Annotated in this window: 23 protein-coding genes; 6 read left to right on the top strand and 17 right to left on the bottom strand. The window is 72.2% G+C overall.

What is annotated here, in order from left to right:
- Positions 1-202: 202 nt before the first annotated feature.
- A complete protein-coding gene (locus tag PGH47_RS24065; RefSeq protein ID WP_271665170.1) occupies positions 203-1,015 on the top strand; it encodes an SCO3374 family protein in 813 nt (270 codons plus the stop codon).
- A gap of 31 nt (positions 1,016-1,046) precedes the next feature.
- Here PGH47_RS24065 and PGH47_RS24060 read toward each other — a convergent pair whose 3' ends face one another.
- The 10 genes from PGH47_RS24060 to PGH47_RS24015 form a co-directional block, all read right to left on the bottom strand.
- Complete coding sequence (locus PGH47_RS24060) at positions 1,047-1,382, bottom strand: histone-like nucleoid-structuring protein Lsr2 (protein ID WP_030959275.1); 336 nt, start codon at positions 1,380-1,382, stop codon at positions 1,047-1,049.
- Between the two features lie 247 nt (positions 1,383-1,629).
- Positions 1,630-2,193 carry an amino-acid N-acetyltransferase gene (locus PGH47_RS24055; RefSeq protein ID WP_107904505.1) on the bottom strand — a complete coding sequence of 188 codons (564 nt, stop codon included), beginning with the start codon at positions 2,191-2,193 and terminating at the stop codon, positions 1,630-1,632.
- Positions 2,194-2,202: 9 nt separating this feature from the next.
- On the bottom strand, positions 2,203-2,805 hold the full coding sequence (locus PGH47_RS24050) for a BlaI/MecI/CopY family transcriptional regulator (RefSeq protein WP_271665169.1): 603 nt from the start codon (positions 2,803-2,805) through the stop codon (positions 2,203-2,205).
- A gap of 193 nt (positions 2,806-2,998) precedes the next feature.
- Positions 2,999-3,178 carry a hypothetical protein gene (locus PGH47_RS24045; RefSeq protein WP_030959269.1) on the bottom strand — a complete coding sequence of 60 codons (180 nt, stop codon included), beginning with the start codon at positions 3,176-3,178 and terminating at the stop codon, positions 2,999-3,001.
- A gap of 134 nt (positions 3,179-3,312) precedes the next feature.
- Positions 3,313-4,011 carry a hypothetical protein gene (locus PGH47_RS24040; protein ID WP_271668136.1) on the bottom strand — a complete coding sequence of 233 codons (699 nt, stop codon included), beginning with the start codon at positions 4,009-4,011 and terminating at the stop codon, positions 3,313-3,315.
- A gap of 448 nt (positions 4,012-4,459) precedes the next feature.
- Positions 4,460-5,257, bottom strand: coding sequence for a type III pantothenate kinase (locus PGH47_RS24035; RefSeq protein ID WP_030967788.1), 798 nt, complete (start codon positions 5,255-5,257; stop codon positions 4,460-4,462).
- 8 nt (positions 5,258-5,265) lie between these two features.
- A complete protein-coding gene (nadC, locus tag PGH47_RS24030; RefSeq protein WP_107904514.1) occupies positions 5,266-6,237 on the bottom strand; it encodes a carboxylating nicotinate-nucleotide diphosphorylase in 972 nt (323 codons plus the stop codon).
- A 5-nt stretch (positions 6,238-6,242) separates the two neighbouring features.
- The gene (locus PGH47_RS24025) at positions 6,243-7,952 is read right to left on the bottom strand and encodes an L-aspartate oxidase (protein WP_271665168.1); all 1,710 of its coding nucleotides are present in this window, start codon (positions 7,950-7,952) and stop codon (positions 6,243-6,245) included.
- Positions 7,949-8,947 carry a pantoate--beta-alanine ligase gene (gene panC / locus PGH47_RS24020; protein ID WP_271665167.1) on the bottom strand — a complete coding sequence of 333 codons (999 nt, stop codon included), beginning with the start codon at positions 8,945-8,947 and terminating at the stop codon, positions 7,949-7,951. Before panC ends, PGH47_RS24025 begins: the two co-directional genes overlap by 4 nt.
- Positions 8,944-9,891 (bottom strand): Rossmann-like and DUF2520 domain-containing protein, encoded by a 948-nt coding sequence (locus PGH47_RS24015; RefSeq protein ID WP_271665166.1) that lies wholly within the window; start codon positions 9,889-9,891, stop codon positions 8,944-8,946. Before PGH47_RS24015 ends, panC begins: the two co-directional genes overlap by 4 nt.
- Positions 9,892-10,087: 196 nt before the next feature.
- On the opposite strand from PGH47_RS24015, the gene PGH47_RS24010 reads away from it, so the two are divergent.
- Entirely contained in the window at positions 10,088-11,356 is a 1,269-nt protein-coding gene (locus PGH47_RS24010; RefSeq protein ID WP_271665165.1) for a threonine aldolase family protein, read from the top strand.
- Here the strand turns inward: PGH47_RS24010 and PGH47_RS24005 are convergent.
- A complete protein-coding gene (locus tag PGH47_RS24005; RefSeq protein ID WP_271665164.1) occupies positions 11,346-11,561 on the bottom strand; it encodes a hypothetical protein in 216 nt (71 codons plus the stop codon). The two genes, PGH47_RS24010 and PGH47_RS24005, sit on opposite strands and share 11 nt — an antisense overlap.
- A 170-nt stretch (positions 11,562-11,731) precedes the next feature.
- Between PGH47_RS24005 and PGH47_RS24000 the strand changes: the two genes are divergently transcribed.
- Positions 11,732-12,838 carry a DUF5937 family protein gene (locus PGH47_RS24000; protein WP_271665163.1) on the top strand — a complete coding sequence of 369 codons (1,107 nt, stop codon included), beginning with the start codon at positions 11,732-11,734 and terminating at the stop codon, positions 12,836-12,838.
- 124 nt (positions 12,839-12,962) lie between these two features.
- Here the strand turns inward: PGH47_RS24000 and PGH47_RS23995 are convergent, their stop codons facing one another.
- From PGH47_RS23995 to PGH47_RS23985, 3 genes are all read right to left on the bottom strand, one after another.
- Positions 12,963-13,595 carry an AAA family ATPase gene (locus tag PGH47_RS23995; RefSeq protein ID WP_271665162.1) on the bottom strand — a complete coding sequence of 211 codons (633 nt, stop codon included), beginning with the start codon at positions 13,593-13,595 and terminating at the stop codon, positions 12,963-12,965.
- Between the two features lie 52 nt (positions 13,596-13,647).
- Positions 13,648-14,319, bottom strand: coding sequence for a response regulator (locus PGH47_RS23990; protein ID WP_107904526.1), 672 nt, complete (start codon positions 14,317-14,319; stop codon positions 13,648-13,650).
- Between the two features lie 75 nt (positions 14,320-14,394).
- Positions 14,395-15,609 (bottom strand): sensor histidine kinase, encoded by a 1,215-nt coding sequence (locus PGH47_RS23985; protein ID WP_271665161.1) that lies wholly within the window; start codon positions 15,607-15,609, stop codon positions 14,395-14,397.
- Between the two features lie 118 nt (positions 15,610-15,727).
- On the opposite strand from PGH47_RS23985, the gene PGH47_RS23980 reads away from it, so the two are divergent.
- Entirely contained in the window at positions 15,728-16,744 is a 1,017-nt protein-coding gene (locus PGH47_RS23980) for an SAM-dependent methyltransferase (RefSeq protein WP_271665160.1), read from the top strand.
- A gap of 19 nt (positions 16,745-16,763) precedes the next feature.
- Here the strand turns inward: PGH47_RS23980 and PGH47_RS23975 are convergent, their stop codons facing one another.
- Positions 16,764-17,915, bottom strand: a complete 1,152-nt coding sequence (locus PGH47_RS23975) for an NADH-quinone oxidoreductase subunit D (RefSeq protein WP_126899275.1) — start codon at positions 17,913-17,915, stop codon at positions 16,764-16,766.
- 31 nt (positions 17,916-17,946) lie between these two features.
- Here PGH47_RS23975 and PGH47_RS23970 point away from each other — a divergent pair, with 31 nt between their 5' ends.
- Complete coding sequence (locus PGH47_RS23970; RefSeq protein ID WP_126899274.1) at positions 17,947-18,465, top strand: PH domain-containing protein; 519 nt, start codon at positions 17,947-17,949, stop codon at positions 18,463-18,465.
- Positions 18,462-19,796, top strand: coding sequence for a PH domain-containing protein (locus PGH47_RS23965; RefSeq protein ID WP_271665159.1), 1,335 nt, complete (start codon positions 18,462-18,464; stop codon positions 19,794-19,796). The genes PGH47_RS23970 and PGH47_RS23965 overlap by 4 nt, the downstream gene beginning before the upstream one ends.
- Before the next feature lie 409 nt (positions 19,797-20,205).
- Here PGH47_RS23965 and PGH47_RS23960 read toward each other — a convergent pair whose 3' ends face one another.
- Together PGH47_RS23960 and PGH47_RS23955 are read right to left on the bottom strand one after the other, a co-directional pair.
- Positions 20,206-21,831 (bottom strand): hypothetical protein, encoded by a 1,626-nt coding sequence (locus tag PGH47_RS23960; protein WP_271665158.1) that lies wholly within the window; start codon positions 21,829-21,831, stop codon positions 20,206-20,208.
- A gap of 144 nt (positions 21,832-21,975) precedes the next feature.
- Positions 21,976-23,094 (bottom strand): alpha/beta hydrolase, encoded by a 1,119-nt coding sequence (locus PGH47_RS23955; protein ID WP_271665157.1) that lies wholly within the window; start codon positions 23,092-23,094, stop codon positions 21,976-21,978.
- Positions 23,095-23,279: the final 185 nt, after the last annotated feature.

Raw genomic sequence — 23,279 nt, 5'->3', positions numbered from 1 at the left:
CTGTCCTGCGTGTCGCCCCCTCCCACTAGGGATGTCTTACCCGCTGGGACTGACACTCCATGCCGCGCCCCCCGGTTCCCTCCGCTACGGGCGAACAACCTTGCGCCACCCCACACCCCCGCACGCCCCCTTTTTCGACACGCTGCGCACCCGTCAGCACACCCAGCGTAACCCGCACGCCCATTCGGCGGTTGCTCTTGGCATGGTCGGCACCCGTCCCTCGATCACCACGGACATCGCTGCGATCCCCTTCCCCCGTCGGCCGCTCGATCCGAGCGATCAGGTCCGGCGGTGGTACGAGAACGAACTGGACTGGCCGGTGGTGCCCACGGCCCCCGGATCCCCGCCGGCCCTGCGGGTGGGCCTGCGCTTCGACGTCCTGGACGTCCCGGCCGAGGCTGGCCGTGCGGCACTGCGCCATCTCGGGCCGCACTCCCCGGTGGCCGTCCAGGGCGACCGGATGCGGCTGCTCGTCGCGGCGGGCTGCGCGGAGGAGGTGCCGGGCGTGCTGGCCTGGCTGGAGTGGGGGGCGCTGCCGCTGGACCTGACGGCGCTCGGCGAGGGCGGCCTCATGGAGGCGCCGCTGCCCGCGCGGGCGATCGGGACGTCTGCGGCCGTATGGCATTCCGCCTGGTACTCGGCCTGGCATCGCACCGGTGAGGTGCGGCCGTCGGCTTTCGTACGGCACCGCACCGACGAACCGGGTCCGGTCGGGGCGGCCGTACGGCGGCCCGTCGATGCCGGACCGAGGGGGGCCGTACGGCGTGCGGGGCTGTCGGGGCCCGGTGGTGTGCGGCCGCTTCCCCTGGGCCGCTCCGGTGCCGTGCAGGGGGCCGCCGTGTGGCTGCGGCCCCCCGAGCCTGGGGGCGAGGTCGAGGCCTCGCTGCCGACGTTGTCGGCCCTCGGGGGCGGTGGGGGCGCCCCCGATCTCGTGCGGGTTGTGGACACGGTGGCGTCGCACTGCCACCGCCTGCGGCTGCAGCGCGTGTGCGCCCGGCCGCCGGCCCGTCCATAGGCCTGTTCCGTGGATCAGGCTTTGCCCTGGATCAGGCGTTGGCCTTCTCGTATGCCTCACGAATGGACGCGGGAACACGGCCGCGGTCGTTGACCTCGTAGCCGTTCTCCTTGGCCCACGCGCGGATCTGTGCGGTGTCCTGGCTGCCACCGGAAGCGGCGCGCGCCTTTCCACGACCACCCGAAGCGCGGCCTCCGGTACGACGACCGCCCTTCACGTAAGGGTCGAGAAGGCCACGGAGCTTGTCCGCATTGGCAGTCGTGAGATCGATCTCGTACGTCTTGCCGTCCAGCGCGAACGTCACGGTCTCGTCCGCCTCGCCGCCGTCGAGGTCGTCGACAAGAAGGACCTGAACCTTCTGTGCCACCGGATTTCCTTTCATCGATAACTTGAGGGCCTGGGGTCTGCGGCGTCCGCCGTTTCGCCGTCCCCTGTTATATGCAGTACTGCAGTACGTCGGAAAGCAAACCGCTTTTGCTGGAAAAACACAAACCCCCGGGAGAGACCCACAGCCCGGGCACCGTCCGGAAACATGCGCGTTTCGGACATAGGGCACCTGGGCACGGCCTGTCGGGCGGAATACACCTTGCGGATCCTTGGAGGATCCTTCGCGATCACAGATGCAGAAGCATCCGGCTGTTGCCCAAGGTGTTCGGTTTCACTCGTTCGAGACCGAGGAACTCCGCCACGCCCTCGTCATAGGAACGCAGCAGCTCCGCGTAGACATCGGTGTCCACCGGCGTCTCACCGATCTCGACGAAGCCGTGCTTGCTGAAGAAGTCCTCTTCGAAGGTCAGACAGAAAACGCGTCGAACGCCGAGCCAGCGAGCGGTGTGCAGCAACTTCTCCAGCAACTGGTGACCGACGCCGGCGCCCTTCAGACCGGGCTTCACCGCGAGAGTGCGCACTTCCGCCAGGTCTTCCCACATCACGTGCAGCGCACCGCAGCCGACGACCTCGCCGTTGTCGTCACGTTCGGCGACCCAGAACTCCTGGATGTCCTCGTAAAGCGTCACCGTGGCTTTGTCGAGCAGGATGCGCCGGCGGACGTACTCGTCAAGGAGACGACGTACCGACGGGACATCGCTGGTACGGGCCCGTCGGACGGTGATGGCTTTTGAGCTGACTTCTGGGCTCTCGGCCGAGGGAGTCCCGGTCGAGTGGCTCTCTGCTGACATGAGCGGACGCTATCGCCCGTCGGGCTCCTGTGCTGAGCCGGGGTTCTCGCCTGCGGTATCCGGCCGGGTATCGGTGCCGGTATGCGGGGCGGGGGTTTGGCTGCGTCGGGTTTGGGAGCGTCGGGTTTGGCCGCGAGCGGTATCGGAACGGGCAGTATCGGAACCGCGGGTATCGGTGTTGTCGCTATCGGTGCTGGTATCGGTGCTGCCGGTATCGACGCGGCCGGTATCGGTGTCCGTTACGGCGCGGGTATCGGGCGACGCCGCCGGTGGGGGTTCGAGGGTTTCCGGGACCTGGACGATGCGTACGGCGTCCCGCAGGGCCTGGCGCTGTTCCTCGCTCATCATGCCGAAGAAGGCGACGAGTGCGGCGGCGGGGTTGTCACTCTGCGACCAGGCGTCGTTCATCAGGGCCGCGGAGTACGCGGCCCGGGTGGAGACCGCCTCATATCGATAGGCCCGGCCTTCCGCTTCGCGGCGTACCCAGCCCTTCTGATGGAGATTGTCCAAAACGGTCATGACCGTTGTGTACGCGATGGACCGTTCCTGCTGGAGATCTTCCAGGACTTCTCGAACGGTCACCGGGCGGTTCCACTTCCACACCCGCGTCATGACCGCGTCTTCGAGTTCTCCCAATGGGCGAGGCACAGTTCAGCACAATAGTGGGAGTTACGGTTGTTCGCGTGCCGGACGTGCAGTTTCTCTGGCAAACGAGAACAAAAAGGGCGTACGACTCGGAAAGCGAGAGGCTTGGAGTCGTACGCCGTTGTGCGTGCCGCCGCCGACCGGGGGGCAGCGGCCGATGTCAGGCGTCCTTGGCCGCGGAGGCCTGCCGGGTACCTTCCGCCCGCGCGAGGGCGGCGTCCACGACGGCGTCTTCCTTGGCCTTGTTGGCTCCGCCCTGGGTCTTCACGATCACTCGGATCACACCGATGAAGAAGACGGCCATGACGGCCGGGGGGAGGAGTGCGGAGACGTAGTCCATGCGTCCAGGGTAGCCAGGGGGGTGGGGGGTTCTGGCGGTGGGTGCCAAGGCGGGCGGCCGCCTGGTGTGCGTAGACGGCCGCCCGGGTGCGAGGTGTGGCCCGAGTGGTGCGGCCACGTGCTGGGGGTGCTGCTTCAGCCTGCCGCGAGGTGTTGGGAGGGGTTGGTGGGGGGTGGGGTCGGCTTGCGGCGGGGGAAGACCTCGCCGGGGGTTGGGATGGGGCGGGTCGGCTTCGGGGCGGCGGGGGTGCGCTCCGGGCCGGGGTCGGGCTTGGGGGGCGCCGGCTTTTCTGCGGGCTTCTTGCGGGGTTGTTCGGCGGGTTCCTGGGCGGCGGCCTGGGCTGGGACGTCGAGCGGGGTGCCGGGGGTGGGCGCGGGGGTGCCGGGGGTGCCGGGGGCGCCTGTGGAACGGCCTCCAGGAACGGCCTGGAGGTGGGTACGGGACGCCGGGATGGTCGGCGTGGTGCGCGGGGCCGTCGGGTGGGCGGTGTCGCGCTCCAGGGGCAGGCAGCGGGCCAGGAGGGTGGCGGCGGTGGGGTTGCCGCGCAGGGCCCTGAGGGCGGCGAGATCCTCGGGGATCGGGGGGTAGCCGGCGCCGAGGGCCTCTTCGAGGAGGGTCAGGTAGCCGGCTGCGGTGCCGGGGAGGGCGGCGCGGTAGCGGGCGAGGTCGGCAACCAGGAAGGCACGCATTCGGGCGCCCTCGCGCAGCGCCTCGTCGAGATTCTCGGCGAGACGGAGACAGGCCTCGACGTCCTGGGCCGGGGCGGGGCTGGGGGTCAGGGCAAGGTCGAGGGCGCGGCGGAGCACACGCAGCTCCTCCACGCCGAACGCCATGCCGCCGCGGGATCCGTATGGCGTGGGCATGCGCCGACGATACGCGCTAATCAGACAAACGCGGCATATAGGGGCGGGTGTGGCGTGGGGTGACACTCGGGTGGTGGGGTGCCTGCGGCGGCCTGTGGCTGCTGGGTGGGGGTTCGCGTAGCGCCTGCGGGTGTGTGGTGGGTCGGGGCCGTGCCGGGGGGTGTCCGTCCTCGGTCGGGCGGTTGCCCGGGATCAGAAGGGTGCTGTGTCTTGACGCCCGCCGCTGCGGGCGGACACCCCCCGGCACGTCCCCTTGCCGCCGTACGCGGGTGCTGCGCCGTGGGGGTACGCCGACCGCGCGCACCGGCCGCCGACGTTCCGTGCCATTCCGCCGGTCGGCCCCCGCCGCTTCGGCCCAGTGGTGCCGAGGGCCACCGGGACGCGGCGTCCACGAGGGCCCTCGGCTTCGGCGACGCAGTCACATGCGGGAGACGTTGCGTTCGTAGACCAGGCGGAGTCCGATCAGGGTCAGCCAGGGTTCGTGTTCGTCGATGACCGAGGATTCGCCCAGGACCATGGGGGCGAGGCCGCCCGTGGCGATGACCGTGACGTCGTCGGGGTCGTCCGCGAGTTCGCGGGCCATGCGGTTGACCACGCCGTCGACCTGGCCCGCGAAGCCGTAGATGATGCCGGACTGCATGGCCTCGACCGTGTTCTTGCCGATGACGCTGCGGGGGCGGGCCACCTCGATCTTGCGGAGTTGGGCGCCGCGTACGCCGAGGGCCTCCACGGAGATCTCGATGCCGGGGGCGATGACGCCGCCGATGTACTCGCCGCGCGCGCTCACCGCGTCGAACGTCGTCGCCGTACCGAAGTCGACGACGATCGCCGGGCCGCCGTAGAGGTCGACCGCCGCGACCGCGTTGATGATGCGGTCGGCGCCGACCTCCTTGGGGTTGTCGGTGAGGATCGGGACGCCCGTCTTCACGCCCGGTTCGACCAGGACGGCGGGGACGTCGCCGTAGTAGCGGCGGGTCACCTCGCGCAGTTCGTGCAGGACGGAGGGGACCGTCGCGCAGATGGCGATGCCGTCGATGCCGTCGCCCAGTTCGTCGCCGAGGAGCGGGTGCATGCCCATCAGGCCCTGGAGGAGGACCGCGAGCTCGTCGGCCGTGCGGCGGGCGTCCGTGGAGATGCGCCAGTGTTCGACGATTTCCTCGCCGTCGAAGAGGCCGAGGACGGTGTGCGTGTTGCCTACGTCGATGGTGAGCAGCATGCCGGTTCCTACTCCGCCGCTCGCAGGTCCAGGCCGATGTCCAGGATCGGCGAGGAGTGGGTGAGGGCTCCGACGGCGAGGTAGTCGACGCCGGTGGTCGCGTACGCGCGGGCGTTGTCGAGGGTCAGGCGGCCCGAGGCTTCGAGGGCTGCCCGGCCGGCCACGATCGCCACCGCCTCCTCGCACTCGCCCGGCGTGAAGTTGTCCAGCAGGATCAGGTCGGCGCCCGCGTCCACGACCTCGCGGAGCTGGTGCAGGGTGTCCACCTCGACCTCGATGGCGAGGTCGGGGAATGCCTCACGGACCGCCTTGAAGGCCTGCGCAACCCCTCCTGCGGCCACTACGTGGTTGTCCTTCACCAGGGCCGCGTCCGACAGGGACATGCGGTGGTTGACTCCGCCTCCGCAGCGCACCGCGTACTTCTCCAGGGCTCGCAGGCCCGGAGTCGTCTTGCGGGTGTCGCGGACCTTCGCCCCGGTGCCGTCCAGTACGTCCGCCCACGCGCGCGTGGCCGTCGCGATGCCGGACAGGCGGCACAGGATGTTCAGCGCGCTGCGCTCGGCCGTCAGGAGGTCACGGGTGCGGGTGGTGATCGACAGGAGCTTGTCGCCCGCCTCCACCCGCTCGCCGTCCTCGACGTGGCGCTCGACCTCGAACTCGTCCTCGCAGACGATCGAGACGACCGCCTCGGCGACCCGGAGGCCCGCCACCACGCCCGCTTCACGGGCCACGAAGTCGGCCGTGGCCACTGCTTCCTCGGGGATCGTGGCGACGGTCGTCACGTCCACGCCGTGCGCCAGGTCCTCCTGGATGGCGACGTTCGCGATGTCCTCGACCTCGACGGGGTCCAGGCCCGCCTCGGCGAGGAGCTCGGCGAGTGCGGGGTCGAGGCCGCACTCCAGGTACTCCTCGCCACCGCCGCAGGCGCAGTCGTCGCCGCAGCCGCCGTTCGGGGCGAGGGGAAGGTCGGGGGTGGTCACTGCTGTCACTGCTCCTGGGGACGGGTCGGGGGGAAGTCTGCGGTGTCTGTGGTGTGCACGGCCAGTGTGCGGTCGGGGTTCAGGCGTACGACGATGTGGCGGCGCCATGACGTGTCGTCGCGGTCGGGCTCGTCCTCGCGCCAGTGGCAGCCCCGGGTCTCCTCGCGGAGTTGTGCCGCGGCCACCAGGACCCGGGCCACGCAGAGGAGGTTCGTGGCCTCCCAGGTGTCGACGCCGGGCTCGGCCGTCTTGCCGTTCTGGGTGAGGGTGTCGCGGGCCTCGGTGCGCAGGTGCTGGAGCTGGTCGGCGGCCTTGGCGAGGGACTCGGCCGAGCGCAGGACTCCGGCGCCGTCTGCCATCGTCCGCTGGATCGCGAAGCGGGCCTCGGGAGCCAGCAGCGGGTGTTCGGGGGTCTCGGGGTACGGCACCGGGTGCGGCACGCGTGCGTGCAGGCCGTTCGCCGCCCGGGCCGCCGCGATGTCCTCCACGATGCGCTCGGCGTAGACCAGGCCTTCGAGGAGTGAGTTGGAGGCCAGGCGGTTGGCGCCGTGCACGCCGGTGCAGGCGACCTCTCCGCACGCGTACAGGCCGGGGACGGTCGTACGGCCCTGGGAGTCGGTGCGTACGCCGCCGGAGGCGTGGTGGGCGGCCGGGGCGATCGGGATGGGGGTGGTGACCGGGTCGATGCCGTTCGCCCGGCAGGCGGCGAGGATCGTCGGGAAGCGGTGCTCCCACATGTCGGCGCCGAAGTGGCGGGCGTCGAGGAACATGTGTTCCGCGTCCTGCTCCAGCATGCGTCGCATGATGCCCTTGGCGACGATGTCCCGGGGCGCCAGTTCGGCGAGTTCGTGCTGTCCCAGCATGAAACGGACGCCGTCTGCATCGACCAGGTGGGCGCCCTCGCCTCGTACCGCCTCGGAGACCAAGGGCTGCTGGCCCTCCGCATCCGCGCCCAGGAACAGGACCGTGGGGTGGAACTGGACGAACTCCAGGTCGCTCACCTCGGCGCCGGCGCGCAGCGCCAAGGCCACGCCGTCGCCCGTCGACACCGACGGGTTCGTCGTCGCCGAGAAGACCTGGCCCATACCGCCGGTCGCCAGGACCACGGCCGGTGCGTGGACCGCTCCCACGCCGTCGTGCTGGCCCTCGCCCATGACGTGCAGGGTTACGCCCGCCGTACGGCCCTCGGCGTCCGTGAGGAGGTCGAGGACGAGGGCGTTCTCGATCGTGCGCACTCCACGCGCGCGTACCGCCTCCACGAGCGCGCGGGAGATCTCCGCTCCCGTCGCGTCGCCGCCCGCGTGGACGATACGGCGGCGGTGGTGGCCTCCCTCGCGGGTGAGCTCCAGGCCGCCTTCCTCCGACTCGTCGAAGTGGGCGCCGGTCTCGATGAGACGGCGTACGGCGTCGGGGCCCTCGGTGACGAGGATGCGAACCGCGTTCTCGTCGCACAGGCCCGCGCCCGCGACCAGGGTGTCGTCCAGGTGCTGTTCGGGGGTGTCGCCCTCGCCGAGTGCGGCGGCGATGCCGCCCTGGGCCCAGCGCGTGGAGCCGTCGTCGAGGCGGGCCTTGGTGACGACGACGGTCTTCAGCCCGGCGGCCTCGCAGCGCAGGGCGGCGGTGAGGCCGGCGACGCCGGAGCCGACGACCACGACGTCCGCGGCGATGGACCACCCGGGCGCGGGCGCGTGCAGTCGTATGCCTGTGCTGGTCACGAGGCGGCTCCGAAGGTCAGGGGGATGTTGTCGATCAGCCGGGTCGTGCCGACCCGGGCGGCGACGGCGAGAACGGCCTCGCCGATGTACTCGTCCTCGTGGTCGGTGATCTCCGTGAAGTCGGACGGGTCGACGAGGGCGAGGTAGTCCAGTTCGAGCGGCGGGTCGAGGCGGGCGGCCTCGTCCAGGACCAGGCGGGCGGCGGCGCGGACGGCGGCCGCGGCGCCGGGGACGGCCTTGGCGACGGCGTGTGCGTCGGCCGCGGCGCGGGACTCCCCTATGGCGCTGAGCGCCTCGGCACGCGCACGCGTGGCGGGCACTTCACGTGCGCGTGCGCGCAGCGCCTCCTGGGCGGCGTGCCGGTCGCTGCCGGCGAACAGGGCCTGGGACAGCGCGAGGGCCGTGCGGCGCTCCTTGGGCGAGAGGTAGCGGTTGCGGCTGGAGAGGGCGAGGCCGTCCTCCTCGCGCACGGTGGGCACGCCGACGATCTCGACGCCGAAGTTCAGGTCGCGGACCATGCGGCGGATCAGCGCGAGCTGCTGGGCGTCCTTCTGGCCGAACAGGGCGACGTCGGGCCGGGTGAGGTGCAGCAGCTTGGCGACGACGGTGAGCATGCCGTCGAAGTGGCCGGGGCGCGAGCCGCCCTCCAGGCGCTCGCCCATGGGGCCGGCGCTGATGCGGACCTGGGGCTCGCCGCCGGGGTAGACCTCGTCGACGGCGGGCGCGAACACGACGTCCGCCCCGGCCTGTTCGGCGATCTTGACGTCGGCTTCCAGGGTGCGCGGGTAGCGGTCGAGGTCCTCGCCCTGGCCGAACTGCAAGGGGTTCACGAACACGGTGACGACGACTTCGCCGTCCGCTCCGGCGATCGCGCGTGCGGTGCGGACCAGGGTGGCGTGACCCTCGTGCAGGGCGCCCATGGTCATCACTACGGCGCGGCGGCCGGCACGCGTGCGTGCGTGCAGTTCGGCGGCGGTGCGCAGGGTGGAGGTCATCGGGCGTCTCCCTCGGCGCCGTTGGTCCCGTTGCCGCCACTGGTTCCGTTGGCGAGTACCCCGAGGAGGTCCTCGGCGAGTTCCGGCTTGAGCAGGCCGTGGGCGAGGGCGCGGTCGGCGGTCGCGCGGGCCATGGCGAGATAGCCGGCGACGGTCTGCGGGGCGTGCCGGCGCAGCTCGCTGACGTGCGCGGCGACGGTGCCCGCGTCCCCGCGCGCGACAGGGCCGGTCAGGGCGGCGTCGCCGGAGCGCAGGGCGTTGTCGAGGGCGGCGCCGAGCAGCGGGCCGAGCATGCGGTCGGGGGCGGCGACGCCCGCCTCGCGCAGCAGGTCCATGGACTGGGCGACGAGCGTGATCAGGTGGTTGGCGCCCAGCGCGAGAGCCGCGTGATAGAGCGGGCGCCGCTCCTCGGCGATCCACTCCGGCTCGCCGCCCATCTCGATGACGAGGGCCTCGGCGGCCAGCCTCAGTTCCTCGGGCGCGGTGACGCCGAAGGAGCAGCCGGCGAGGCGCTGGACGTCCACGGGTGTGCCGGTGAAGGTCATCGCCGGGTGCAGGGCCAGCGGCAGCGCGCCCGCGCGCAGCGCGGGGTCCAGGACCTTGGCGCCGTACCGCCCGGAGGTGTGCACCAGCAGCTGGCCGGGCTTGACGGCACCGGTCTCGGCGAGGCCCTCGACGAGGCCGGGCAGGACGTCGTCGGGGACGGTCAGCAGCACCAGTTCGGCGCGCGCGAGCACTTCGGCGGGCGGCACCATCGGCACGTCGGGGAGCATCCGCTCGGCCCGTCGCCGGGAGGCGTCGGAGACTCCGGAGACGGCCACCGGGCGGTGTCCGGCGAGCTGGAGGGACGCGGCGAGCGCGGGGCCCACCCGGCCGGCGCCGACGACACCGACGGAGAGCCGCGCGGGGCGGTCCCTGGGATCTGGCTGTTGGCTTGTACTCACGCGACGGCGGCCTTCCCGTTCCAGTCCGCTCGGGGTACCGGACGATTTCTCGTCATGTTAACGCGATTGGTTCGAGAGGCGTTCGGTTGTCCACAGGCTGTGGGTTTCGCCACGCCTTCCGGCGCGGACGATTCGAGCGGGCCGCGGCGGGAAATGCGGATGCCCGCGCAGGTGGGGGCACGGGATGATCCCGGGCATGAGCGATACGGCGGAGCGGAGCGACCGGCAGCGGGCGGAGCGGGGCGGACAGGGGGCAGGGGCGAGGGCAGGGGCGGATCCCGGCGAGCAATTGTCGGACGAGCAGGTGTCGGACGACGAGCGGCGCAAGCAGCGCCGTGAGCGGCGCATCGCCGCCTACCGGAGCGCGCGGCGCGTACTCGCGCGCCCCGGCTTCCTGGGGACCCTCCGCGAGCGCCTGGCGCTGCTGGACGAAGCGCGTGCGCTGGACCTGCACGACCTGGACACGCCGTCGGACCTCTACGGCGACGGCATCGTCGAGGCCCTGGAGGAGAAGACCGCCGCCCTGCTCGGCAAGGAGGCGGCCGCGTTCTTCCCGACCGGCACCATGGCCCAGCAGGTGGCCCTGCGCTGCTGGGCGGGCCGTACCGGGAACCCGACCGTCGCGCTGCATGCGCTGGCGCACCCCGAGATGCATGAGCGGAACGCGTTCAGCCAGGTCAGCGGCTTGCGCCCGGTCCGTGTGACGAGCGAGCCGCGGCTGCCGACCGCCGCCGAGGTACGGGACTTCGACGAGCCCTTCGGGGCGCTGATGCTCGAACTGCCTCTCAGGGACGCCGGTTTCGTGCTGCCGACGTGGCAGGAGCTCACGGAGGTGGTCGAGGCGGCACGCGAGCGGGAGGCGGTGGTGCACTTCGACGGTGCCCGCCTGTGGGAGTCCACGGTCCACTTCGACCGCTCCCTGGAGGAGATCGCGGACCTCTCGGACAGCGTGTACGTGTCGTTCTACAAGTCCCTCGACGGCTTCGGCGGCGCGGCCCTCGCCGGTCCGAAGACGCTGGTGGACGAGGCGAAGGCCTGGCGGCACCGGTACGGCGGCATGGTCTTCCAGCAGTTCCCGACCGCGCTGTCGGCGCTGGCCGGCCTGGAGCGGGAGCTGCCCCGGCTGCCCGAGTACGTCGCCCACGCGCGCGTGGTGGCCGCCGCGCTGCGCGAGGGGTTCGCGGCCGCCGGAGTGCCGTGGATGCGGATCCACCCCGAGCCGCCGCACACGAACGAGTTCCAGGTCTGGCTGCCCTACGACGCCGACGTCGTCGCCGAGGCCGCGATCCGGCACGCCGAGGTGACGAAGACCGTGCTGTTCGCAGGCGGCTGGGAGGCCAAAGGCCCCGGGCTGGCCTTCACGGAGGTCTACGTACGGGCCGCGGGGCTGGAGTGGACGGCCGCCGACGTACGGGAGTCCGTCGCCCGCTTCGTGGCCCTGCTGACCGAGGAGGTCACCAGGTAGAGCGCGGTCGCCCGTGCAGCCACCGCCCCAGGGCGTGCCGTATCCGCCCGTGGGCCGGGCGGCCGGCGACGACGGCCCTGAACCGCCGGTGGTCGCGGATCTCGCGCATGACCTGCCAGTCGTGGGCGCCGGGCGCCGGAGGGGCCGCCTCGCCCTGCTGCCGGGCACGGTAGGTGTCGAGGAGGTAGTGCTGGGTGATGCTCATGGCTGATCGCCTTCTCGGGACGTAGGAGACATGACGTGGGTGGGTGATCGGGCTCCGCGGTTGCCCCGGTCGTCCCAGGCTGCGCCCGGTGCCGCCGCCGCGTCGCGTCGATTGACGGCGGCCGTCAATCGGCGACGGCGTTGTCAGTGGCGGGGTGCACCATGAAGTACATGAGCGTGACCATCGACATCGCGGGGCTGCGGCCGGAGAGGCTCGCCGTCGTGCCCTCGCCCCTGGCCGAGCTCGGCATGGCGCTGCACGCGCTGTCGGAGCCGGGGCACCACCCGGGCCTCCAGGGCTGGGTGACGGGCGTGACGGCCCGGCTGGACTCCCATCTGGCCGACCGGATGTGCGAGGCCGACTTCCTGTGGCGGACGACCTTCTCCGACCTGTTCATGCCCTTCGCCGGCATCCCGGGCCGCAGCACCCTCCCGGGCGCCACGCTCGCGGAGGAGCTCGACCAGCTGGACAAGCTCACGGACGAGCAGTTCGTGGACGCGGCCCTGGAGTTCACCTGCGCCCTGCCGTACAGCACCGGCGGGCCGGACGCGCTGTCCGACCCCGAGGTGCGGCACCGGGCGCTGGACCTCGCCGCCGCGCGCGGGCCGCGGCAGCTGCGGTTCAGTGAGCGGCTGCTCGTCGACCCGCCGCGGATCAGGGCCTGGCTGCGGCAGTTCCTCCAGGACTGCGACGAGGCGTTCTTCGCGGAGGCCTGGTCCCGGTTGCGGCACCAGCTGTCGAACGACGCCCGCCACAAGACGGACCTGCTGCGGCACAAGGGCCTCGCGGAGGCGCTGGCCGCGGTGTCCCCGGCGGTGACCCTGGACGAGCCGGCCGCGCGGATCACCGTCGACAAGCTGGGCGAGGGCCACACGGCCGTCGGGGACGGCGGCCTCCTCCTCGTCCCGACGAGCCTGGGCTGGCCGCACCTGATGGTCCTGCACCGCCACGACTGGCAGCCGGTGCTGCACTACCCGGTCGGCTCCCCCGAGCTCGCCGCGCCGCCCTCGGTCGAGCAGCTGGCCCTGCGGATGACCGCGCTCTCCCACCCCGTGCGGATGCGCATCTGCCGCCACCTCGCCCGCAGCGCCTACACCACCGGCGAGCTGGCGCAGGTGCACGGCATGACGGCACCGGAGATATCCCGGCACCTGAGCGTCCTGAAGAAGGCGGGCCTGGTCACCACCCGCCGCCGCGGCCGGTACGTCCTGCACCAGCTGGACGTGACGGTGGTGGCCCGGCTGGGCAGCGACTTCCTGGAGGGCATCCTCAGGTAGCGGCCCGAATCGGAACTCCAGGGCATCCGCCGACAGCGGCCCGAATCGGAGCTCCAGGGCATCCGCCGACAGCGGCCCGAATCGGAGCTCTAGGGCATCCGCCGACGGCAGCCCGCCCCGGGGCTCAGTCGAACCGGATGTGTCTGATCCCCACTCCGGCCTGCCGCAGCCGCGTCCGCAGCGCGCCCTCGTTGTTGGGCCGAAGCCGCAGTCCGGCCAGCACGGCGATGCGGTCCGCCGTCTTCGGCACGGTCGAGTGGTCCGTCCACAGGTGCTCGGCGAACTCCGGCTCGCGCAACCGCTCCAGGCAGTGGTCGAGCTGCCGCACGGCCCAGCTCTCCCGGCGCAGCCCGGCGTTCTTCCCGGCGACGCGCTGAAGGAGGTGCCCGAAGCCGCGCTCGCGCAGCCGCTTCAGGACTGTCTCGCGCTGGGCGAGGAGGCTGAAGTGCCGTACGTCGTGGCCGAGTTCGCCGAGCCGGCCGACCGTCTCGGCGAAGTAGTCGGAGTTCGTGACCGTCATGGGGGCGATGACCACGCCGTCGTGCTTGGCGAGCGCGAGGTCGAGCACCTCGACGACGCCCTGCCGCCAGGCCGTCAAGTCCTGGAAGTCACCGCGCAGTTCGGGCGGGAGCGTGCGGCGCAGCCCGAACCCGGCGTGCTCCGGGTCGCAGATGACGCTGCCGGGCAGACGGCGCTGGATCTCGTGTGCGGTCTGTGTCTTGCCGCCCCCGAAGGGGCCGTTGATCCACAGGAGCATGCGCAGACCCTAGTGGGCACCGGTCACGCCGGGGTCACGCCCCCGTGCCGCGTCAGCCGTGCCCGCCGGCGCGGACCAGCCCGGTCTCGTAGGCCAGGACCACCACCTGCACCCGGTCGCGCAGCCCCAGCTTGGTCAGGATGCGGCCGACGTGGGTCTTCACGGTCGCCTCGGACAGCACAAGGCGGGCGGCGATCTCCCCGTTGGACAGCCCCTGCGCGACCAGCACCATGACCTCGCGTTCCCGGTCGGTGAGCCGCTCCAGCTCCTTGTGCTGGGGCTCCTTGCCGGCGGACGGCAGCATCGGCGCGAACCGGTCCAGCAGGCGCCGGGTGGTGGACGGGGCGACGACCGCGTCGCCGCTGTGCACCGAGCGGATGGCGGCGAGCAGCTCGCCGGGCGGCACGTCCTTGAGCATGAAGCCGGAGGCGCCCGCCTTCAGCCCGGAGAAGGCGTACTCGTCGAGGTCGAAGGTGGTCAGGATCAGCACCTTGGGCGGCTCGGCCTCCTCGCAGATGCGGCGGGTGGTCTCCACGCCGTCCAGCTTCGGCATGCGCACGTCCATCAGCACGACGTCCACGGCGGTCGAGCGCAGCACCTGGAGGGCCTCGACGCCGTCGCCCGCCTCCGCGACGACCTCCATGTCCGGCTGGGCGGCGAGCACCATCCGGAACCCGGTGCGCAGCAGCACCTGGTCGTCGACGAGCATCACGCGGATCGCCATCGGGGTCCTCTTCCGTCTCTTCCGTATGCGTCTACAGGGCCGTTACAGGTGTCAACAAGGGGCATGGCTCAGAGGTCAGTGTGCTGGTTTGAGCGGCAGCAGCGCACTGATGCGGAATCCTCCGCCCGGACGCGGCCCCGCGTCCAGCGTGCCGCCGACCATGCCGACCCGCTCCCGCATCCCGATCAGGCCGTGCCCGCTGCCGTCGGCGCCGCCGTCCTCGTACAGCTCGTGCGGGGCGCCCTTGCCGTCGTCCTCGACGAGCAGGCCGAGACCGTCGTCGAAGTAGACCAGGCGCACGCTGGCGCCGGCGTTCGGCCCGCCGTGCTTGCGGGTGTTGGTGAGCGCCTCCTGCACGATGCGGTACGCCGTGAGCTCGACGCCGCTGGGCAGCGGGCGCGGGGTGCCCTCGACCTTGAAGTCGACCGGCAGGCCGGAGGTGCGGCACTGCTGGACGAGCTCGTCGATCTGCTCGACGTCGGGCTGCGGGACGTACTCGCCGCCCTCCTGGTGCTCGCCGGTGCGCAGCACGCCGAGCAGGCGGCGCATCTCGGCGAGGGCCTGGCGGCCGGTGGAGGAGATGGTCTCCAGGGCCTTCTTGGCCTGGTCGGGGGCGGCGTCGAGGACGTAGGCGGCGCCGTCGGCCTGCACCACCATCACGGAGACGTTGTGCGCGACGACGTCGTGCAGCTCGCGTGCGATCCGGGCGCGTTCGGCGGCGACCGCGACCTTGGCCTGCGCCTCGCGCTCCTTTTCGAGCCGGGTCGCGCGCTCCTCCAGCTGCTCGTAGTAGGCGCGGCGGGTGCGGATCGAGTCGCCGAGGACCCAGGCGAGCGCGAACGGCACCGTCAGGAAGATCATCAGGGCGATGTTGCCCAGGACGCTGGAGTCTCTCTCCGGCCAGCGCAGCTGTGCCAGGGGCGCCGCGCACAGGCCGACGCCCAGCGCGGTCCTAGAGGCCCAGCGGGCGCCGGTGGCGGCCACGGTGTAGGTGATCACCAGGAAGGCGAAGTTGGCCGGTGTCGTCGCCACGTCGAGGGCCAGCTGTGCCAGCCCCACTCCGATGGCCAGCAGCAGCATCTTCTCCGGCATCCGCCGGCGCAGCGCGATCACCAGGCACAACAGGACGACCATCACGACGATGGCCGCCTCCGAGTCCGTGCCCGGAGGGTTCTGTCCGCCCTCGTCGCGGACGGCCACGGTGACCACAGAGATCCCGAGGAGGAAGACGGCCCAGAAGCTGTCGACCCATGTCGGGTGTCTGCGGATGAAGTCGTAGAGGCGCTGCACGTAACCCAGCGTAGGGAAGCGAGATGTGTGCAGGGGTCAACCGGAGGGCCGATCCGCACCCCGCGCGCGTACTCCCCAAGGTGGAGGCTGTGTTCTTCCGTGCGCTTAGCCTGGGCCGGTGACAGCAGAGGCGACGGGTGAGTGGCACGGGTGGCGCGCGGCAGCGGAAGCCGCACTCTACGGGCCGGACGGCTTCTACCGCCGCCCCGAGGGACCGGCCGGGCACTTCCGTACGTCCGTCCACGCCTCGCCGCTCTTCGCCGCCGCCGTGGCCCGGCTGCTGTGCCGCGTCGACGAGGCCCTCGGCCGTCCCGCGCGGCTCGACTTCGTCGACATGGCCGCCGGACGCGGCGAGCTGATCACGGGCGTCCTGGCCGCCCTGCCCGCCGAGGTGGCGGCACGCACGCGTGCGTGCGCCGTCGAGATCGCCGGCCGCCCGCAGGCCCTGGATCACCGGATCGAGTGGCTGCCGGAGCCGCCGCCGCGGATCACGGGCCTGCTGTTCGCCAACGAGTGGCTGGACAACGTGCCCGTGGACGTCGCCGAGGTCGACTCCGCGGGCGTACCGCGCCGGGTCCTCGTGCGGCGCGACGGCACCGAACGCCTCGGGGAGCCGGTCGCCGGGGCGGAGGCGCGGTGGCTTGAGCGGTGGTGGCCGTCGGGGGGCGCCCGGGGGACGCGGGCCGAGATCGGCCTGCCGCGGGACGAGGCCTGGGCCGCCGCGGCCGGGACGCTGGACCGGGGCCTCGCGGTCGCAGTGGACTACGCGCACTCGGCGACGGCCCGACCGCCCTTCGGCACCCTCACCGGCTTCCGCGAGGGCCGCGAGACGGCGCCCGTCCCGGACGGTTCGTGCGACATCACGGCCCATGTGGCACTGGACGCCTGCGCCCTGCCCGGAGCGGTCCTGCTGACCCAGCGCGCCGCCCTGCAGGCGCTGGGCGTCTCGGGCGCACGCCCCCCGCTTGAGCTGGCCTCGACGCGCCCGGCGGAGTACGTGCGGGCCCTCGCGGGCGCGGGCGAGGCCGCCGAGCTGACGGCGACGGGCGGGCTGGGTGACTTCGGCTGGCTCCTGCAGTCGGTTGGAATTCCGAACGTACTGGCCCAGGAGCCGGGCGGCGGCCCGACGGACTGACGGGCCGCCTGCTTGCCGCCTACTTGTCGATGTCGCCGACCACGAAGAACATCGACCCCAGGATCGCCACCATGTCCGCGACCAGCGTCCCCGGCAGCAGCTCGACCAGCGCCTGGATGTTGTTGTACGACGCGGAGCGCAGCTTCAGCCGGTACGGGGTCTTCTCGCCCTTGCTGACGAGGTAGTAGCCGTTGATGCCGAGCGGGTTCTCGGTCCACGCGTACGTGTGGCCCTCGGGCGCCTTCAGCACCTTGGGCAGCCGCTGGTTGATCGGCCCCGGCGCCAGCTCGGCGAGCCGGTCGAGGCAGGCGTCGGCGAGGTCGAGGGCGACGTGGGTCTGCTCCAGCAGGCACTCGAAGCGGGCGAGGCAGTCGCCCTCCTGCCGGGTCACCACGCGCAGGACGTCCCCCAGCTCGCCGTAGGCGAGGTAGGGCTCGTCCCGGCGCAGGTCGAAGTCGACGCCCGAGGCGCGCGCGATCGGCCCGCTCACGCCGTACGCGTGCACGGCCTCCGGAGTGAGAGCGCCCACGCCTCGCGTGCGCCCCCGGAAGATCTCGTTGCCGAGGACCAGGTCGTCGAAGCGGTCCATGCGGGAACGCACGTCGGCGACGGCCGTACGCGCGCGTGTGGTCCACCCGGCCGGCAGGTCCTCCTTGAGGCCGCCGACCCGGTTGAACATGTAGTGCATCCGCCCGCCGGAGACCTCCTCCATCACGTGCTGGAGCTCCTCGCGCTCCGTGAAGGCGTAGAAGATCGGCGTGATCCCGCCAAGCTCCAGCGGGTACGACCCGAGGAACATCAGGTGGTTGAGCACCCGGTTGAGCTCGGCGAGCAGCGTGCGCGTCCACACGGCCCGCTCGGGCACCTCCATGCCGAGCATGCGCTCGACGGCGAGGACGACGCCCAGCTCGTTGGAGAACGCCGACAGCCAGTCGTGGCGGTTGGCGAGCATGATGATCTGGCGGTAGTCGCGGGCCTCGAAGAGCTTCTCGGCGCCGCGGTGCATGTAGCCGATCACCGGCTCCGCGCTGATGATGCGCTCGCCGTCCAGCACGAGCTTCAGACGCAGCACGCCGTGCGTGGAGGGGTGCTGGGGACCGATGTTGAGCACCATGTCGGTGCTCTCCGCGGCGCCGCCGATACCGACCATGGTCTCCGTCGTAGGAGTCATGGACACAGTCTCTCCTACGTACGCTGGCCCCATGGAGACGGGGAGCCCACAGAACACGGGAACGGCGGGGGACGAGCGGGCGGGGGACGAGCCGGGGTGGACCGGCCTGCCGCCGGGCCTGCTGCGCATGCGCCGGCTGCTGCTGGTGGTGTGGCTGGGACTGCTGGCGATCGGCCTGGGACTGCTGCTCGGGCTGCTCGCCGGGCCCGGCTGGGCGGCGTTCTCGGTGCTGCCGCTCGCGCTGATGGCGTGGGGCTGGGTGATGCTGGGCCGCAACTGGCGGTCGTGGCGCTATGCCGAGCGCGCCGACGACCTGCTGATCAGCCGGGGCGTGCTGTGGCGCGAGGAGACGGTCGTGCCGTACGGCCGTATGCAACTGGTCGAGGTCACCTCGGGTCCGGTGGAGCGGCACTTCGGGCTGGCCAGCGTGCAGCTGCACACGGCGGCCGCCGCGACCGACGCGACCATCCCGGGCCTCGATCCGGCGGAGGCGGAACGGCTGCGCGACCGGCTCACCGAGCTCGGCGAGGCACGATCGGCGGGCCTGTGACGACGCCCGGGGTCGGCGACGCCGTAGACGAGCGGCCGCCGGTGTCCGAGCGGCGCCTGCACCCCGTGACGCCGCTCAGGCGCGCGTGGGCGCCGGTGGCCGTGCTGATCGGCTGGGCGGTGCACGACCCGGACCAGGCACAGCGCCAGCTCACCAGGCTGACCACGACCACGCTGCTGATCGCGCTCGCCGTGCTGCTTCCGGCGGCCGCCCTGTACGGCTTCCTCACCTGGTGGTACACGCACTTCGCGGTGACCGACGCGGAGTTGCGGATCCGCACCGGGCTGGTGTTCCGGCGCACCGCGCACATCCGCCTGGAACGCATCCAGGCGATCGACGTCACCCAGCCGCTCCTCGCGCGCGTGGCAGGCGTCGCGAAGCTGAAGCTGGACGTCATAGGCGCCGACAAGAAGGACGAGCTCGCCTTCCTGGGCGCGGAGGAAGCGCGCGCACTGCGTGCGGAACTCCTCGCGCGCGCCGCCGGTTTCGCCCCCGAGACGGCGCACGAGGTCGGCGAGGCGCCCTCCCAGCAGCTCCTGCGGGTACCGCCGGGCGTCCTCGCCACCTCCCTCGTCCTCACCGGCGCGACCTGGGCGACGCTGGGCGCCGCGCTGGTCGTACCGACGGTCCTGTGGCTGGTCACCGGGAGCGCGTGGACGGTCCTGGCCACCGCGATCCCGCTGGTCGGCGCGGCGGGGGCGAGCAGCGTGGGGCGGTTCGTCACCGAGTACGACTGGACGGTGGGCGAGTCGCAGGACGGTCTGCGCATCGACCACGGCCTCCTCGACCGCGCCCACGAGACGGTGCCGCCGGGCCGTGTGCAGACGGTACGGATCGTCGAGCCGCTGCTGTGGCGACGACGCGGCTGGGTGCGGGTGGAACTGGACGTGGCCGGCTCCGCCAACTCGCTCCTGCTCCCGGTGGCACCGCGCGAGGTCGCCGAGTCGGTCGTCGCGCGCGTGCTGCCCGGGGTGACGGTCCCGAGCCGCGCGTCCCTGTCGCGTCCGCCGCGCCGTGCGGGCCGGTGCGTGCCGCTGTGGTGGCGCGGCTACGGCCTCGCCGTCACGGACGCGGTGTTCGCCGCCCGCACGGGCCTGCTCCGCCGCAGCCTCGCCCTGGTGCCGCACGCAAAGGTCCAGAGCGTCCGACTGGCCCAGGGCCCCTGGGAGCGCCTGTGGGGCGTCGCCGACGTCCACGTGGACACGGGGGCCAACAAGACGGTCACCGCCCGTCTGCGGGACGCCGAGGAGGCGTCGGAGCTGCTCCGGGGCCAGGCGGAGCGATCCCGAACGGGGCGGCGGGATGCCCGACCGGATCGATGGATGGCCTGAGCGGTCCGGGGAGGGGGCGTGGGGCGCCCCTTGGAGGCGGGCGTGAGCCTGTCCCGGTAGGGGGCGTGAGCCTGTCTCGGGAGGGGGCGTGAGCCCGTCCCGGGAGGGGGCGTGAGCCTGTCTCGGGAGGGGGCCGAGGGGCGCCCTTTGGAGGCGGAGGGCGTGAGCCTGTCTCGGGAGGCGGCGTGAGCCCGTCCCAGGAGGGGGCCGTGGGGCGCCCTTTGGAGGCGGAGGGCGTGAACCTGTCTCGGGAGGCGGCGTGAGCCCGTCCCGGGAGGGGGCGAGCCGTTCCGGGAGGTGCCCTGCGCCGTGGCTGAGAGGTGGCGTGTGCCGTCCCCTGGAGGTGCGGGGCCTGAGTCGTCCCGGAAGGTGGCGGCGGCCGCGTGAGCGAGCCGTCGCCCGTCCGGCGTCAGGAAACCGCGCTCCGCAGCCCCTGAATGTCGATCTGCTCGGTCTCGTCGTGCGCCGTCAGGTCGATGACCTGGCCGATGCCCCGGGACTCCTCGTCGGCCGGCTTGAACTCGGCCTCGGACTCGGCCTTGTGCAGCGCGAGGGCCTCCTGGCCGACGACGTCGGCGAGGTCCTCGTTCTGCACGGACTCCAGCGCGGACGGCTCCGTGCCCTGCTTCGTGCCGAAGAAGTCGAACCCGCCCTCGACCGCCGGGCGCCGTACGGGCGCGGCCGGTGCGACGGCCACCGCGGTCGGCTCGATGAAGTGCCCCGCGGGGCGCCGAGCGGCGGGCAGCGCCGGCCGGGTCGTGGCCAGGGCGCCTGCCGGGGTGACGGCGGCCGCGTGCTCATGCCCGTCGACCGCCCCGGGCTTCCCCTGCGGGTCGTCCTCCAGCACGGGCTCCGTCTCGGAGGCGCCGGCCCCCTCCACCTCGGCGTCGCCCGAGGCGTCCTTCAACGGCCTGCCGCCGGACGGGCCGTCGCCCTTCGGGGGGTCGTTCTTCGGGGACCCGTCCTTGGAGGGCTCCTCCTTGGAGTCCACGGAGTCCTTGGATTCCACGGAGTCCTTGGCGGCCTTCGCCTTCACGGACTCGTCCTCGGTGGCCGACCGGTCGGCGGCCGACTCGTCCTCCGACACCTCGCCCAAGGGCACCTCATCCACGGACGACTCAGCGACAGGCGACTGCGACTCGTCCTCGGCGAACGTCTCCTCGGCGAACGTCTCCTCGGCGGACGTCTCCTCCAGCGAGTCCTCGTCGGACGCCTCGTCCCTCACCTCGCCGTCCGCTTCCGGCTCGCCGTCCTTGTCGAACCGCGCCAACGCGGCCTTGGCCCGCAGGAACAGCCGCGAACCCTCCGGCGAGAAGACCTTCGCGTCCACGGGCGCCTCTTCGGCGGCCTCCGTGACCTCGTCGTCCTCGTCGTCCTCGTCGTCCTGGATCGCCTCGGCGGCGTCGTCGACCGCCACGCTCTCCGTGCCGTCAGTGCCGTCCACGCCCTCCGCCTCGGCCGGGGCAGCCACAGCCCCCGCCTCCTCGGCGGTACCGGCGAACTCGGCAGCGGCGTCGTCGGCGGCCTCTCCCTCGCCGTCACCCGGCTCCGGTACCGGCGGCAGCGCCCGCGCGGGCGCGGCGGCCTCTATCTCCAGAACCCGGCGCTCCTCCAGGACGGTCGCGCGCTCGGTCTCCGCCGTGGCGTACCGCCGCAGCAGCGAGGCGTGCTCGTTGCGCAGCCCGGCGAGCTCGGCCCGCTTGCCGCGCAGCCGCTGTTCGAGCTTGACGCGCAGCTCGCGCGACTCGTCGAGGTCGGCCTCCAGTTCGGCGACCCGCTCCTCGTGCCGCCACTCGTCGCTGGCACGCGCGCGCGTGAGGTCGGCGACCTGCTTGCCCGCGTGCGTGTCCCAGCGGCGCATGACGACCGCGCCCACGACCGCCGTCGCCGCGGCGGCCGCGGCGAAGCCGCGCAACGCCATGGTTTGGGAGAACACCCAGGGGGCGAGCGCACAGACGACGGACACGCCCGCGATGGCCGACGGGGGCAGCATCCTGTGCAAGGGCGGGGAATGGCGGTGACGTCCACGTGGCATGGCCAGAAACTTACCGCGCGTAGGCGAATCTTGGCGCCCCGCCCCGTAAAAAGACAGCCATCCCGAGTCGTTCACTTGGCATCAGGATTCAGTTCCGTCACCGAATTGGCCACGAATCAAGATCAAAGAGCCGGATCGGCCACCTCACCTGCCGTCCAGCCGTCCGCTCATCCACTCGAGCGTCCCCGGAATCTCCCGCCGCCAGGTGTTGAAGTTGTGCCCTCCGCTTTCGAGGACGATCGATGAGATCCGGGTCAGCCCGGTCGCCTTCACACGCTCAATGAACTTCAACGTGTCCTTGTAGTTGGATTCTCCAACTTTGCTGCTGCTGACGAGCAGTGAAGTGTCCGGAGCGGGCATGTGCGCGAGGTACCACCACAGGTTCGCGCGATTGCGCAGTTCCTCGTCGCCGTGGAAGAGATCGCCGGTCGTGGCGTCGATCGGCGCCTTGTAGTAGGCGGAGAGTCCCGCCCCGGCGGCGTACACGCGCGGATGGTGCATGGCGAGCTTCAGCGCGCAGTAGCCGCCGGTGGAGTCGCCGATGATGCCCCAACTGCCCGGATCACCGCCGACCCTGTAGTGGCCGCTCACCGCCTCGGGGAGATCGGACGCGAAGAACGTCTCGGTCTGCGGGCCCCCGGGGATGTCCACGCATTCGGTGTCGCGCGGCGGGGCCACGGTGGGCCGCATCATCACCAGGATCATCGGCTCCATACGGCCTTCCCCGACCAGCCGCGCGGCCATGCGCGGGTAGTCGAGCTTGTCCACCAGCGCCTGGGCCGTACCGGGATAGCCGGTGAGGACGACGGCTGCGGGGAATGTACGCGTCCGGTATTCCGGCTGAAAGTATTCGGGCGGCAGATAGACATACGCGGGCGTAGCGATGCGTGTCGTACGGCCCACGATGTCGACCTTCTCGATCCTGCCGCCGCGCTGCGGACCGACGCTCGTCGCCCCCGGCACCCGCCGCGTCGCGGCGACCCGCAGCGGCCCGCCCGCCGGCACGTGGTCCACGACGACGCCCTGGTCCTTCTCCTGCCCGAACAGGTCGGCCCAGCTCGCGTAGAACCCGAAGGCCTGGTTGGCGAGGAGCCCGACCGACACGAAGAGCGCCAACTGCGTGGCAAGCAGCAGCCCGACGCGCCCGGCGACGGCCCGCGGGCCCCGCCGCGCCAGCCGTGGCCACAGCCACACCGTGCCGACGAACAGCCCCAGAGCCGCGAGCACCGCCAGCGCCAGCACCTTGTCGCTCGTGAGACCCATCGATGGTTACCTGCCCGCACTTTCCGCCCGGAGCACGGGCGCGGACACCTGCCCCACGCGTCGCCTCCCCCGCACCTTCGCAAGGGCTTGCCCCGGACTTTCCTTGGCCTTTGAAACGGTTTTGGGGAGCCGAGTGAACCTCTCCCCTCAAGACACCGTCCTAGAGGGCGCAATGTCGCCGGATG

Source organism: Streptomyces sp. HUAS 31, assembly GCF_028198125.1.
Lineage (GTDB): Bacteria > Actinomycetota > Actinomycetes > Streptomycetales > Streptomycetaceae > Streptomyces > Streptomyces chartreusis.
Note: the sequence above shows the minus strand (reverse complement) of the source record. Positions and strands in the feature narration are given on the sequence as shown.

What these genes read in the sequence shown, in the direction of transcription:
- PGH47_RS24065 (WP_271665170.1), top strand. Translation starts at nt 203, where the DNA reads ATGGTCGGCACCCGTCCCTCGATCACCACGGACATCGCTGCGATCCCC.
- PGH47_RS24055 (WP_107904505.1), bottom strand. Translation starts at nt 2,193, where the DNA reads ATGTCAGCAGAGAGCCACTCGACCGGGACTCCCTCGGCCGAGAGCCCA.
- PGH47_RS24050 (WP_271665169.1), bottom strand. Translation starts at nt 2,805, where the DNA reads ATGACGCGGGTGTGGAAGTGGAACCGCCCGGTGACCGTTCGAGAAGTC.
- PGH47_RS24045 (WP_030959269.1), bottom strand. Translation starts at nt 3,178, where the DNA reads ATGGACTACGTCTCCGCACTCCTCCCCCCGGCCGTCATGGCCGTCTTC.
- PGH47_RS24040 (WP_271668136.1), bottom strand. Translation starts at nt 4,011, where the DNA reads ATGGCGTTCGGCGTGGAGGAGCTGCGTGTGCTCCGCCGCGCCCTCGAC.
- PGH47_RS24035 (WP_030967788.1), bottom strand. Translation starts at nt 5,257, where the DNA reads ATGCTGCTCACCATCGACGTAGGCAACACGCACACCGTCCTCGGCCTC.
- panC (WP_271665167.1), bottom strand. Translation starts at nt 8,947, where the DNA reads ATGACCTCCACCCTGCGCACCGCCGCCGAACTGCACGCACGCACGCGT.
- PGH47_RS24010 (WP_271665165.1), top strand. Translation starts at nt 10,088, where the DNA reads ATGAGCGATACGGCGGAGCGGAGCGACCGGCAGCGGGCGGAGCGGGGC.
- PGH47_RS24005 (WP_271665164.1), bottom strand. Translation starts at nt 11,561, where the DNA reads ATGAGCATCACCCAGCACTACCTCCTCGACACCTACCGTGCCCGGCAG.
- PGH47_RS24000 (WP_271665163.1), top strand. Translation starts at nt 11,732, where the DNA reads ATGAGCGTGACCATCGACATCGCGGGGCTGCGGCCGGAGAGGCTCGCC.
- PGH47_RS23995 (WP_271665162.1), bottom strand. Translation starts at nt 13,595, where the DNA reads ATGCTCCTGTGGATCAACGGCCCCTTCGGGGGCGGCAAGACACAGACC.
- PGH47_RS23990 (WP_107904526.1), bottom strand. Translation starts at nt 14,319, where the DNA reads ATGGCGATCCGCGTGATGCTCGTCGACGACCAGGTGCTGCTGCGCACC.
- PGH47_RS23975 (WP_126899275.1), bottom strand. Translation starts at nt 17,915, where the DNA reads ATGACTCCTACGACGGAGACCATGGTCGGTATCGGCGGCGCCGCGGAG.
- PGH47_RS23970 (WP_126899274.1), top strand. Translation starts at nt 17,947, where the DNA reads ATGGAGACGGGGAGCCCACAGAACACGGGAACGGCGGGGGACGAGCGG.
- PGH47_RS23960 (WP_271665158.1), bottom strand. Translation starts at nt 21,831, where the DNA reads ATGCCACGTGGACGTCACCGCCATTCCCCGCCCTTGCACAGGATGCTG.
- PGH47_RS23955 (WP_271665157.1), bottom strand. Translation starts at nt 23,094, where the DNA reads ATGGGTCTCACGAGCGACAAGGTGCTGGCGCTGGCGGTGCTCGCGGCT.